General features: G+C 67.7%; 2 protein-coding genes and 1 CRISPR repeat array. Both genes read right to left on the reverse strand.

Features of this window, described 5'->3' with window-relative positions; all coding sequences use genetic code 11:
* Positions 1 to 224: 224 nt before the first annotated feature.
* Positions 225 to 3152: a CRISPR-associated helicase Cas3' gene (cas3, locus tag M2163_RS04985; protein WP_280893189.1), complete on the reverse strand. Its 2928-nt coding sequence runs from the start codon at positions 3150 to 3152 to the stop codon at positions 225 to 227.
* 93 nt (positions 3153 to 3245) lie between these two features.
* A CRISPR array of direct repeats spans positions 3246 to 6004; the repeat unit is 29 nt; unit sequence GTGCTCCCCGCACCCGCGGGGATGGTCCC.
* A gap of 1499 nt (positions 6005 to 7503) precedes the next feature.
* On the reverse strand, positions 7504 to 13971 hold the full coding sequence (locus M2163_RS04990; RefSeq protein ID WP_280893190.1) for an RHS repeat-associated core domain-containing protein: 6468 nt from the start codon (positions 13969 to 13971) through the stop codon (positions 7504 to 7506).
* Positions 13972 to 14128 lie beyond the last annotated feature (157 nt).

The following is a 14128-nucleotide window of genomic DNA, read 5'->3' on the forward strand; positions in this document are numbered from 1 at the left end:
GTGGGCTGAGGGAAGCCGTTGGCCGTCGAAAGACGCCTGAACCAGTCTGTGCACCGTGCATGCGTACGCCAAGGCCGAGCCGAAACGCTCAGATGCGCTTCACGTACCATGCGATCGCTGCTCCCCGAATGCGGGGATGGTCCCAGTCTGAAGGACGTGCTGGGCGAGACGTTCCACTGCTCCCCGCGCCAGCGGGGATACCCACATCACCAGGGCCCGCGTTGTCACTTCCGCTGCTCTGCACGGGTCACCTCCAAGCCATCAGCAGGACTGTATCGGAGGTGGAAGCCTGCCAGAGAGGTCTGACAATCCTCATCGAGCGCCAGAATCAGCTGGCCGGCAAGCCACGTGCTGTCCTTGCGCTGCCAGGCAGACACATGCAGCTGCTTCAGCTCCGCTATCGCGGCATCCAGGGTCTGTGCGTAGGAGAACTGCAGCGGCAAGCGCAGCCCGCAGCTCGCCGCCGCGCGGCCCGCGAACGGGGCGGGCACCTGATCCTGTGGCAGCTCAAGTCCCCCGCGTTGCCGCCCCTTCTCATCCGTGCCCAGCCACGGCAGGGTCACCAGAGCGCCGTCCGCGCGCCGCTGTACGACCACCACCTCCAGGGTTTCCCGGCTGTCACGGACCTGGGCGCGGCCGGCTCGGGTGTCGTCGGCGTCGCCCACTCCGGCAGCCACCCATCCGAACAACGGCCGTCCGGGCCGGCCCACTTCCCCGAGACGGAACACGGCCGCCCGCTCCGACTGGTCGGCCCTGTGCCGCTCGAACCGTCCTCTCGCCTCCTCCAGCGCCGTCTCCCACTCCTTGGGCACTGCCGGTGTCTGGCTGTAGGCGCCCTGTACGAGTGGGCTGATGTCCGCCGGCAGCCGCACCGGGCGACGTGGTCCGTCAAGGGGGGGCAGCAGCACCGCGGCTGACCGCAGCAGTGCATACGCCCCGTACACCGCGACGGATCCCCGCACCGGGACCGGAACCTGCGCCTGCCAGTCCATTCCGGTCAGCAGACACCGGGCCTGGCGCAGCCGTTCGGGCCGCTGTTCCTGTCGCTTGCCGCGCTGGTGCCGGTGTAGCCGGCCCATGCGCTGCAGCAGCAGGTCGACCGGGCACACATCGCTGACCAGCAGGTCGAAGTCCACGTCCAGGGACTGCTCGGCCACCTGGCTGGCCACCACGATGTGCCGGCCTGTGGGCCGGCCCTCCGCCTTGTCCGGGGGGCCGAAGCGTTGCAGCAGGTCGCGGTCCTTTGCCGCCCGGTCCAGGTCAACGAAGCACGAGTGGGCCACCGTGACCTCGTCGTCGTCGAATCTGCTGCGCAGCACGCGGACGGTCTCCAGTACCCGCTTGACCGTATTGCGGACCACGAGGACACAGCCCCCGTCCACCAGTTCCCGCTCAAGCCGCTCGGCCAGCACCTGCGTGCCGTCGGCCAGCTGCTCGACCTGCACGTCCGTGCTGCGGGCCGAGGCCTGCGGGCACCGCACCACCGGCACGCCGCCCGGTGCCACCGCCGTCAGCAGCGGATAGGCGCCTTCGCCTTCCGGCACCCCAGCTTCCACGCCCGCACCGGAGGCACCCGCATAGGCGTTCACGAGTTCGCGGCGGCGCCCGGCGGGCAGCGTCGCGGACAGCACGACGACCGGCACCCCGTAGGCGCCCAGCCAGGCCAGGACCCGGTCCAGGTAGACATTCATGTACGTGTCGTAGGCGTGCGCCTCGTCGATCACCACGACCTTGCCCGCCACCGCCAGGTGACGCAGAGCCAGGTGCCGGCTCTTCAGCCCCGCAAACAGCAGCTGATCGACCGTGCCGGCCACGAATGACGCCAGCATCGCCCGCTTACGGCCCCGCAGCCAGGCGTGAGCCACCAGCTCGGCCCCCGCCCGCTGCGACTCCTGCCCCCCGGGCCGGGTTGCCGGGATCTCGGCGTCCACCTCGACTGCCCTAACGTGCCCGCCGCGGGCGAGCAGGGGGGCGAAGTCCTCGTTGAGAGCCGCCTTGGAATGGGCGAGGTGCACGGAGTGACGAGGACCTCCGTCGGCGGGCAGCCTCTTCAGCCACTCCAAAAGCCGCGGGAACATCGCATTGCCCGTCGCCATCGTCGGCAGCGCGAAGAACACACCACCCGCGCCCGAGCGCGCCGCGAACACCTCAGCCACGGCGAGCGCGGCCTCGGTCTTGCCCTCTCCCATCGGGGCTTCGATGACCATCAACCCCGGTACGTCCATATCCCGGGCCAGCTGAACCGCGGCTTCCTGCACCGGACGCACCGTCGCCCCGGCCGGCAGACCGAACCGCGAGGCGAACAACTCCTGCACCGAACCGACCGGCTCCTTTGCCCGCCACGGCGCGGGAAGGTCCAGTCCACGCCACGCCGCCGCCAGACGCTCCTCACCCCCGGCAGAGCCCGTATCCGGGACGTACGGGAAAAGATCCGGGTTGCTGGCAATCCAGTCGGCCACAATCACCACCGCCGTCAGCAACACCTGCGCCGGCTGCGGCAGCTTCACCGCCCGCCACGCCTCCAACCGCTCCCACACGCCAAAGCGCTTCGCGCAGGCGTCCAGGAACTCCGTCTGCACCTGCCGCCACACCCCGGTACTGCGGCCAGGCGTACGCAGCAACTCCTCATGCTCGTACAAGGCCTTGATCTGCCCACTGTCCGGCGGCACACCATGATGCCCACCCACCACCACCACGAACTGGCCCACCTGCCGGGCCGGCCAACCGTGTCGTTCCTGCAGCCACTCCCCCAGCAGCACCTGGCCAGCCAGCCCATGCGGCGCCAGCCGCCGATCCGGCCCCATCGCCTGCCGAGAACGCATCTCCAGGCCCTGCTCACGCATCCCATCGGCAAGCTGCTCCACCTGACAGGCAAAAGCAGGAGTGGCCTTGCCGACGTCGTGCACCCCCGCAAGCCACAACGCAAGCCTGCGCCCATCCGCCTCACCACCGGGCAACACCCCGGCAATCAGCGCCCGCACACCAGCGGGCAGCCACTCATCCCACAGGAACCCGGCAACAGCCGCACTGTCCTCCATATGCCGCCACAACGGCATCCACCCATCGCCATCACGATCATGCTTCGCCCACACCGACCGCGCCGGCACCCCCAACAACGACAACAGACCGCAACCGGCTTCCCCACTCGTCATGCACAATGCCTACCGGGAAACGAGCCCCCTAACAGGCCAAACAAACGAACACGTCTCTCACAGGCCGATCCAGACACAACACCCAGCCCTGCACCCCGCACGCGCGGGGATGGTCCCCCGGAGCTCCTCCTCCTCCTCGGCGTCCGTTCCGGCTGCTCCCCGCACGCGCGGGGATGGTCCCCGCACGTCATAAAGGCCATGCACGACTGGAGGCTGCTCCCCGCACGCGCGGGGATGATCCCTGCGCGTGGATTCCGAGCGACTCCATCAGCGCCCTGCTCCCCACACACGCGGGGATAGTCCCAACATGTACATGGCGCGCGCCGAGTTCACGACCTGCTCCCCGCACCCGCGGGGATAGCCCCGGCGGCGTACGCCTCGCGAAGGTGATGCGGTTCTGCTCCCCGCACGCGCGGGGATAGCCCCTCGATGAACTTCGTCGGCGCCAGGAAGGTGCCCTGCTCCCCGCACCCGCGGGGAGGGTCCCCAGCCGGTCTGTTCCTGCATCAGTTCGTGGATCTGCTCCCCGCACGCGCAGGGATGGTCCCGGCAAGCCCTCGTGGGACTGCTCAGGGTTCATCTGCTCCTCGCACGCGCGGGGATGGTCCCGAGCAGACCACCGTGGGTCGGAAGACCTTCACCTGCGCCCCGCACCCGTGAGGATGGTCCCTACGGGCTCACCTTCACCGCGCTTGCCGCACGCTGCTCCCCGTACGCACGGGGATGGTCCCGACTACACGGCGCTGTTCGCGGAAGAATGCGTCTGCTCCCCGCACGCGCGGGGATACTTGCGTCGGAAGCCCCCGCTGCCACCCTTGGGGTGGCTGCTCCCCGCACACGCGAGGGATGGTCCCGAGAAGTGGCACGATCCGGATTACACACCGCCGTGCTCCCCGTACCCGCGGGGATGGTCCCAGCGGCCTCAACTCCGAAGGCGCTGGCCAGCGGTGCTCCCCGCGCCTGCGGGGATGGTCCCCGGCTGCCCCACCTGACGGACTCCCTGACCATGTGCTCCCCGAACCCGCGGGGATGGTCCCACCCGTACGGCACTGCACCTGATCCTGCACGCGGTGCTCCCCGCACCCGCGAGGATGGTCCCGGGGGACCCTGTGCCGGTCATCCATTCTCCCCGCACCCCCGGGGGATGTTCCCCAGCCTGGCCCGCCGTGTGGCCGCGCTGGAGAAGTGCTCCCCGCACCCGCGGGGATGGTCCCCTGCCTGCCCGGGCGGAGGTGCCGGTGCCCATGTGCTCCCCGCAGCCGCGAGGATGGTCCCTCGCGTGGACCCGCGCCGTTGTCGAGGCGCACGTGCTCCCCGCACCCGCGGGGATGGTCCCGGGCCCTCCGGGCTCATCGCGCACGACCCTCGGTGCTCCCCGCACCCGCGGGGATGGTCCCTCGGCGATCCTGCCAGGCAGTTCCAGGAGGCTGTGCTCCCCGCACGCGCGGGGATGATCCCGAGTCCGTGGCGGACACCGAGCGGTGGCGCAGCTGCTCCCCGCACCGCGCGGGGATGGTTCCCGTTCTTGGGGAAGACGTGCCCGGGCACGTCGTTGCTCCCGGCACGCGCAGGGATGGCCCTCACAACGAGTACAAGGTGCGCGTCCACGGAGGCCTGCTCCCGCATGCGCAGGGATGGTCCCCGCGGCACGCCGGTAAGTTCGGTGTAGTCGGTCTGCTCCCCGATGCGCGCGGATGGTCCCAGGACGCCGTCCTCTGTCGGGGAGATCGTCGCCTGCTCCCCGCACGCGCGGGGATGGCCCCCAGACCAAGCGGTGGGCCCACATGATGGACCTCTGCTCCCTGCACGCGCGGGGATGGTCTCGTCTCGCGGTTCTCGCCGGTGCCGTGCATGACCTGCTACCCGCACCCGCGGGGATGATCCCTTCGACACCTCGTTCGCGGCCGGCGGGATGTTGTGCTCCCCGCACCCGCGGGGATGGTCCCACCGCGAACAATGGCGGCGCCGGTGGCGCCAAGTGCTCCCCGCACCCGCGGGGATGGTCCCGTCGCTCCGATCCACGGCGTCTACGGCTGTCCGTGTTCCCCGCACCTGCGGGGATGGTCCCGAGGCCATGGACCACGCCGAATACCTGGAGTTGTGCTTCCCGCACCCGCGGGGATGGTCCCCAGGGCTGTCGTTCGGTGCCGCCGGAGCGGGTGTGCTCCCCGCATCCGCGGGGATGGTCCCTTCGACGTCATCAACCCACAGGTGATGACCGTGTGCTCCCTGCACCCGCGGGGATGGTCCCTGGGGGTGGTGCTCACCGCCGAACATGTCGGTGTGCTCCTCGCACCCGCGGGGATGGTCCCCCACGCGGGCTGACCGCGCCGGCGTCGTACGCGTGCTCCCCGCACCCGCGGGGATGGCCCCGAGTACTCGACGCAGTGGCGTAAGGCCGGGCTGTGCTCCCCGCACCCGCGGGAACGATCCCCCCGACGCTCCCGTGCGGAGCGAGGTCCATCTCTGCTCCCCGCACGCGCGGAGATGATCCAACCATGGAAGCCTGGATCCCTGAGCAAAACGACTGCTCCCCGCACGCGCGGGGATGATCCCTGCGCCCGGTACGGGGTGAGGGTGTGGTCCCCTTGCTCCCCGCACACCCGGGGATGGTCCCGCCCACGACGAGACCGAGCAGACCGAGAAGAACTGCTCCCCGCACAGGCGGGGATGATCCCTGCGCGTGGATCCCGAGTGGTTCCATCAGCGCCTGCTCCCGCACGCACAGGGATGGTCCCGCGCAGCTAGACAGCGTCGGCTCCGGCGGCATCTGCCCCCGCACGCGCGGGGATGGTCCCGACTACACCGTGCTGTTCGCGGAAGAGTGCGTCTGCTCCCCGCGCGCGGGGATGGTCCCGTGTTGATGGCCTGTGCCGTGATGACAGCGTTGCTGCTCCACGCACCTGCGTGGATGGCCCCACCGGGACCAGGCCCGCACCTTCGCGGAACAACTGCTCCCCACACACGCGAGGATGGTGCCCATGCCTCGCCAGCTGTCACCGCGGAGGCTTCGTGCTCCTTCAACTCGCGGGGATGGTCCCGCCTTCTGCTACGGCAGAATGTGGCTGGTCATCTGCTCCCCGCATGCGCGGAGATGGTCCCCTGCCGCAGAGGCGGCAGATGGGAGTACGCGGCTGCTCCCCGCACGCGCGGGGATGGTCCCTTCGCGAAGACTCCCGTCAACGCCGTCACCAACTGCTCCCCGCATGCGCGGGGATGCCCCGGGAGGGATGAGCAGCCGCCCGTGCTCCCCCGCTGCTCCCCGCACATGCGGGAATGGTCCCGACAAGCTGTGGCTGGGCACCGGCAACAACGTCTGCTCCCCCGCGCGCTGTCCCTCCGCCGCGCGAGGGAACTCGCCGACCAGCACCCGGCGACGTACGTGGCATTCGACATCCTGGCCCACCCTGCGGCAGGCTTCCCAGACTACGGCCGCGCCCGTACGCGAAAGCGCCGTTAGGTCCTCCTGGACGTGCTCGCCGACGTCGACCCGCCGATCGTGCCGGTGTGGTCAACCACGGACCTGGACGAGGCCCTGCTCTGGTACGAGACACTCGAAGGCACCGACGTTGAGGGGATCGTAGCCAAGCCGCTGCGGTCGGCCTACAAGGCGGTCCAGGTGTGGGCGAAAGTCCAGCACGCGGATACAGTCGACGCCACCGTGGTCGGCTTCACCGGCAGCGCCCGGCCCTGTACGGCTACCCGACGGACGGGGGACGCTGCGCCATCGGCTCACCACGGCACTCCCGTCCTTCGTGATGCCCGCCCGGTCCCCCAGGCCGGGCGGGCATGCACGAAGGCCGGCGACTCCTAAACGCCCGCCGTCGGCAACCTGATGGTGGAGGTCGTGGCCGGCACGACCCGACGCGGTCGTCGCCGTGGTCCGGTTGCGCTGACCGGTGCCCATGTAGACAGTTGGGGAACTCTGAGCGGGCGACGAGGGGGACTGGCGGTAGGGGAACAGCGAGACCCCCCTACCACACGGTAACTTCCATCCTCGCGACTACCAGTGAAGCTCGGTGAACTCAATTGCGCACACCTGGGCGAGTTTAGTTACTTCCGTCGAATTTCTTCACTCATAGCGGAAGAACTCTGGGACACCTTGCACCGCTGACGGGTCGCCGATTGCATGTATCGGCATTCCTTCTGGAGCGCGCACTCGAGAAACACTGATCCCATGTAGACACGCCCGACACCAAAATAGCGCGTAGCCGGTTCGACTTTCCGGGTCAACAATGTACCGAAGCTCTAGCTCCAGTCGACCACAGGAAGGGCACGCCAGTCGTGCCATATCTCCACCAGCATCGGTGACCATAGCCAGTGCTTTGAGCCAAGCGTGCCGATCCGTCATTCACTTCAACTTTCCGTTGTAGTAGTTCCAGAACTGGTCTTCCGCTGCGTATGCAGCACGCTCCCATGCCTGTTCCTCTTCCAAAGTCGGTGTCGAACCGAAGATCTTGGCCTGCATTACGTGCATCCGTTCGTGTCCGATCGTCCGCACGAGATCCTCCTCCGAACGGAACGCGTCAGGATACAGAGTGATGGTTCCATCAGGAGAGGTGTGTCCGTACAACTGGCGGCCGAGCAGGTCGGTGTCGCGATTGATCTTTACCTTAACGCCGTCAAGTCCCACTCCTGCTTTCGCTGCCATCTGGTTAACCACGCGCTTCTGCATGGGTACTGCTAGTTCAGCGAAGGCTCCGGTATTCGAGGTTCGACGCGCTAGTCCGGTTACCGCGCTGGCTGCTGCACCAGTTCCGACGACCGCACTTCCACCGGACGCACCGCCGGTAACCATCTCTGCAATCTCTGCCGCGCATACCGGAGCCGTGGCCAGACATCCCTCGCCCAGGGCGACGGCTACTGGCGCGGCGACCACGGCCAGCGCAATGGCCGATATGCCACCAACTAGGACCTTCTGCCAGGTTTCGAGTTTGGGTCGGTCAGCGAGGAGGTCCTTCGCGGCCTGATTTTCCGGGATGGGATAGCTCCCATTGAGCAATCCGAAACGAGGCTGTTCCTTCTTTTCAGGTGCTGGGTCGGGCCCTTTCTTGAATACGACCTGAGCTGACTTGACGCCCCCGTCCGTACGCACGGTGACGGTCATGGTGCCGCTTCCGGTACCGCCGCCCGTCTTCTGGTACTGGAACGTTTGAGTGTAGGTCTGTGTGGAGTGGTACACCCAGGTCCCGTTGGGTCCTGGTGTCATGTAGTCGTGATACCTGCCGCCATTGCCGTCGTTGCACCCGCGTTCGCAGTCCGTGACCGGCTTCAAGCCGGTGGGGTCGGACTTGGTGACCGGGGTGTTGTTGGCGTAGGCGTAGCTATTGAGGGACTCGTGGTCCTCAGGGGCGAGGACGGGGTCGACGGAGAGAAACCGTCCGGTGGCCGGGTCATATTCGCGGGCGCCGACATGAGTGAGTCCGGTGTCGGCGTCTGCGGGTTTACCGAGGAAGCCCTTGTCGTCGGGCCAGGCTGCTGGTGTGGTGCCGCGTGCCTCGCCGAAGGGCTTGGTGTAGCGGCGGGTGATGGCCTGGGTGGCGGCGTCCACGGTCATGGAGGCGGTGCCGTGGTGGTCGTCGACCATCCAGGACAAGCTGGTCTCGGTGCGGACCGCGGTGGCGTCGCCGGAGGGGTAGTAGCGCTGGGCGGTGAACTTCTTGGCGGCCGTGTCGTAGTGGAGTTCCTGGCCAGCCAGGTAGAGGACCGTTTTGATGGGGCCGCGACGGATGAGGAGTTCACCGTTCGCGTCGTAAAGGTAGTCGGTGGTCTTGGTGCCTTCGGTGAGGCTGCTCAGTTCTCCTTCGATGTCCCAGACGAGGCTCTGCGCGGTGCCGGTGGCGCCGTAGCGCTGGGTGGTGTTGCCCTGCTCGTCGTAGATGTACGGCTTGGCGGTGCCGCTGCCTACCGTGACTGAGGTCAGCGTGTGGGGCTGGCCGGTGCCGTTCGCGTTGACCGTTGGGTAGCCGTAGATGGTCTTGGTGTCGGTGGTCTTGTGCTCGGTCTGGCTGTCGCGCAGACCGCCGATCTTGTAGGTCCAGCTGGTCCAGTACGGGGCCGGGCCGCCGAGCGCCGTTGCCGAGCGGCCGGTGGCGCAGTCATTGGAGGACGGTGTCCAGGCTTCGGTCAGCCGACGGTAGCCGTCGTAGGTGAAGCACTGGGTGTCGGTGCCGTTGGCCTTGTCGGTGACCGATTTGACGTTGCCGGTGGCGTCGTAGACGTAGTCGACGTCGTTGGTGTAGCCGGCGTTGGTCTGGTCGAGGGTGTGGGTGTTGGTCAGGCGGCGGGTGCCGTCTTCGTATCGGTTGAAGATCTGGAGTTGCTTGGCGGCGGTGGAGGTGCCCAGGCGGGTCTCCTCGATCTCGCCGTACGGAGAGTAACCGATGTTCTGCACGTAGTCGGTCATGCCGTCAGTGCTGATGAGCATGCCAAGGTCGTTGTACCGATTCTCGACGGCCTCGGCAGGCAGGCCGGCCACCGCGGGCACAGACGTGGATTGCACGGTGCCGTCGATGTTGTAGACGGTGGACGTCGTGAACGATGTCGAGGCGCCAGCGGCGGTGAGGGCCTGGGCCAGCGGGTCGGCGGCGGCAATGACGGTCTTGGTGCCCTTGGGGCGGCCGAGCGCGTCGTAGCCGGTGACGACCTGGGAGTAGATCTTGCCGGCAGTGCCGCCGACGTAGCGGATGGCGGCGGTCGGCTGCCCCTTGGCCAGCGAGTCGTAGGTGAACTTGGTCAGCTGGTGAGCGTTGTCCTTCACCCCGTCCCAGGTGCCGATCTTGCGGGAGAGCTCGTCGTAGTCAGTGATGAGTGTGCGTGAGGCACTGTTGAGAGTGGACGTGACTGTGAGTGGCTGGTCGGCGTCGTTGTAGGTGGTGTCGACCTTCCCCTTGTCGGGGTCTGTGGAGGTGGTCTTGCGGCCGCGCAGGTCGTAGCCGTAGGTCCATACCGCCCCGTCCGGTCCGGTCATCCTCTTGAGCTGACCGCCGGGGGTGTACTCGTACAGGGTGCGGGTGTAGTCGCTGCCGGTTGGGGCGGGGCCACCGTACTCGCGGCGCTCGGTGATCCGGCCGCGTGCGTCATTGATCGTCAGGGTGCCGGTGCCGCCCTCGGCTGCAGTGACGGCGGTGCGGTCGCCCTGGTCGTCGGTCTTGGTGCGCCACTTCTCCTGGTTGTAGACCCGGAAGATTGAATCGGTGGCGCGGCCGGCGGCGTCGTAGACCGTCTCGGTGGAGGCGGGCACGGAGCCGGGGAAGGTGTTGGCCAGGGTGCCTGAGGGGGCGTTGTTGTCGTGGACCTGGGCGTTGGTGATGTAGGCCAGGCCGCGGTCGTCGTAGAGGGTTTCGGAGATCACCCGGCCGCCGCCCGGGGCGGGGACCTGCTTTTGCCGGGATCGCAGCAGTCCGTCGAAGATCTCGTAGGAGCTGTTGTAGGTGTTGCCGTCGGCCTTGAGGGCGTCGGTGCGGACCCAGGTCTCCTTGTCGTTATTGATGCTGTAGGTGTAGACGATGCTGGCGGCGTCCTGGAGTGCGCGGGAGCGGTCCGGCTTCCAGACCTGGCGCAGGCGGCCGAGCGCGTCGAAGGACCACTCAGTGCTGTTGCCGTTGGCGTCGGTGGTCTTGGTCGCGGTGCCCCAGGCCGGGTCCACGTCGGTGGTGGAGGTGTAGAGCTTGGGGTCGGTGGTGGTCTTGGACGTCAGCGGGCCGTAGCCGGTGTCGTCAGGGACGTAGGTCGTCTTGATCGTGCGGTTGAGTGCGTTGGTCGCGGTGAGCGTGCGGCCCAGCTTGTCGTAGGTGGAGCTGGAGACCTGCTGGTAGACGGGCTTCTTGTCGGCGTCGTAACTCGCTACCCGGTAGGAGGCGGTGATCTCGCCCAGGGTGGGGGCCGCCCCAACTGCCTGGTTGTCGTAGGCCGTGGTGATGTCGGAGACGACGTCGTCGGGCAGTACCGGCGTGGTAGCGCAGGGAACCGAGTAGGTCTCGGTACGCGAGACCAGATCCACCAGCCAGGCCGTGGTGTTGCGGGCGTAACTGGTCTTCACGCACGACTCGTCGCCGGTCTTGGCGGCATCGCCGCTGTCCTCGACGGTCATCGGCATGCCGTACGTCGGGTCGTACGTGGTCTTCTGGGTGACCGTGCGGGTGCCGGTGGAGGTTTTGGTGCGGGTGGCTGTTTCGCCTGCCTGGATGATCCAGGAGTCGGTGGTGCCCCAGTTGTAGGTGTGGCTGCCGGTCTTGTGGGACCAGGGGGTGTTGATGGTGCCGCTGAGCTCTTCGGTGCCGTTGTAGACGATGGTCTCGCGGACGAAGCCGGCGTACTGGCGGGAGTCGTCGATGGCGGTGCCGGTGGAGTCGGTGACCTTCTCGACCCGGGCGGTGCCGTCGAGTTCCTTTTCGCCGTTCAGGCCGCGCATGAAGAGGGTGGACTTCTTGGAGCGCGGGCCTTCGGAGTCGCCGGAGGTTTCCACGACCTTGCTGTAGCCGCGCCACTGGGACCAGGTGCGGTTGGAGGCCTTAGTCAGGCCCTCGTCGTCGGCGTAGGCCCAGCCGGCGCCGTCCTGGTAGTCGTAGTACTTCTCGTTGGTGTCGCCGTGGCCGTAGGGGTCGTCCTGGAGGACGGAGGTGACCACGTACTTGTGGAACCAGTCGGTGACCGGGGTTGCCCCAGACTGGGACCACTTGACCGGGAAGCAGCGGCGTTTGTTGCTGTCGATGTTCGCCGGCATGCTGGTGCCCCAGATGCAGTCCGGGGCGGAGTAGTTGACTGTAATAGTCGAGCCGGTCTCGGACTTGATGGTGCGCACCCGCCACTTGATGTAGCGCAAGGTGTCGGGGGTGCTGCCCTCGACGTGGTTGGACAGCTGGATGCCGCCGAAGACGACCGGCGGCATGGCGGCCGCAGTGGTGTTGGCCTTGCCGGTGTTCTGGATGGACTTCAGCCACAGGCTCGGCGAGGACGCATCGCCGGTGTCGGGGAAGCTCTGGTCCAGGTGCCAGGTGTCCACGTCCCGCTGGGTGGTGCCGCTGCCGGTCCACACCGAGGTGGTGATATCGGTGAGGCGCTTGCGGGTGAAGAAGGACGGACCGATCTGGGTGGTGCACTTGCTGCCTGACGCGCAAATCATGTCGAAGGGCACGTCGGGCCAATTGGCCTTGGTGTCCGCCGTCAGGCTGGAGCAGCCGCCGGAGACGACGCAGCGCTCGGCGTAGGTGAAGCGGACCTGCTGGGCTGCGGGCTTGGCGTAGATGAGGTCGCTGCGCAGGCCGTAGTCGATGCGGTTGAGGTAGCCGCCGCGGGTGTATGCGGTGCCGTTGACGGTGGTGTCGGCGTTCTTGGAGTAGTAGTTGGTCTCCTTGGTGTACCAGTAGGCGGAGGCGTTGCCGTGGGGGTCTACGGCGTAGTCGAGGTTCCAGCGCCAGGCCTGGTTGCAGGAGGAGTCGGCGAAGCCGGTGGACTTGTAGCAGGGTTCGCCGGGGTCGTCGCCGAAGACGGGGACGGTCCATACGGAGTTGGTGACCGGGTCGTCGTCGGTGGTGTCGGTGGTGCCCTTGTCGCTCCAGCCGGGCAGGCGGTGCTTGCCGAAGAAGTACTGGATGCCGGAGGCGTCTGTGACCTTCCAGTACTCGGTGTTGTCGTCGCCGTTGCCGGTGGCGCCGGTCAGGTGCTCGACACGGGTGCCGTCCTCGTTCTTCAGCTTCCACGTGCCGCCGGAAGCCTGCGAGAGGGCGGCGGTGTCGCAGGCCGTCTTGTCGGTGCAGGCGTTGACGAGTTCGACGGCTTTGCCGTTGAGGACGAGGGTGGCGTTGGCGTACTTCCAGCACTGGTCGCCCTTGCCGGACTGGCCGTCGTCCTTGCAGGAGCTGTACTTGCGTTCGATGTAGGACTCGGTGAGCGAGAAGCCTTCGCCGATGACGGAGGTCTGGTTGTTCTCGCCGGCTGTGCGGCCGTCCACGGAGGCGGAGTTGTAGGAGATGGACAGGTTCGGGGCCGGTCCTGCGGTCGCCGGGGGAACCCGGAGCGGGTAGTTCCAGGTGAAGTCCCCGGTGCTGCCGCCGGCTTCCCAGGTCGCGGTCGGGGACAGCGAGGTGGCGCTGTAGTCGCTTCCGCCACCTGAGCTGTCGGCGGCCGCTGCCATCACCATGGGGGTGCCGGCGGCCAGGGTGCGGGCGGAGACGGTGCCTGTCAGGGTCTGCGATCCCGCGTCATTGTCGGCGCCCGTCACGGGCCGTTGGGTGCGGCAGGACTTCTTTTGGGGAGTGGTCAGCGCACACGCCGGCAGTGTCACCAGGCGCAGTCGGGGGCCGAAGTTGCCGCCGTAGACATCGGAGAAGGAGGAGTAGTCGAGGGAGACCCGGAGTGTGTCTGTGTCACCGGTGGATTTCCCGGATGCTGTGCCGGCCGGGTCGACGGTGAGCAGGACACCGTTGACGCCCGCCTTCTTCGCGGCTGCCTGGGAGTGCAGACGCAGTGCCACTTTCTCGGCCGGGCCGGTGCCCTTCGGCGCCGTCTTGCTCTTCGGTGCTTTCGCCGCCGACGTGGTGGGCTGCTGGGCCAGCCTTACGCCGAGCCCGCCGACGGTGACCGTAGTGCCGCCGCTCGCCGGGACGTCGGCGCTTGCCGTTCCGGTCGTCGGCCAGGTGGTCTTCTTCAGCCGTTCGCGGGTCTCGCGGGCCGCCGGTGCCGCCTTGTCCTTCGGCGCCTTGGACGTGCCGGGCTTGAGTACACCGACCTTGTCGATCTTCGCGTCGGGCCGCTCCTCCAGCTTCTTGCGTGCCGTGGATTGGGCCTGGGCGGCGAAGTCGTATCCCGACGGGATCACGACTTGCGGCAGGAGAGAAAGCGAGGCAACGAGTACGCCACGGCCGAGCCAGCGGCGTACTGCCACTCCTGGCAGCCGTCTGCGGAAAGGCGGTGAAGACACGATGAAGTCCCCTGTTCTCGGAGATGATCAGGAAGCATGCAGGTGACGGCCTCGG

It is taken from the genome of Streptomyces sp. SAI-135 (genome assembly GCF_029893805.1).
Classification (GTDB): Bacteria; Actinomycetota; Actinomycetes; order Streptomycetales; family Streptomycetaceae; genus Streptomyces.

Coding starts and splice junctions, on each gene's coding strand:
- cas3 (WP_280893189.1), bottom strand. CDS start 3,152: ATGACGAGTGGGGAAGCCGGTTGCGGTCTGTTGTCGTTGTTGGGGGTG.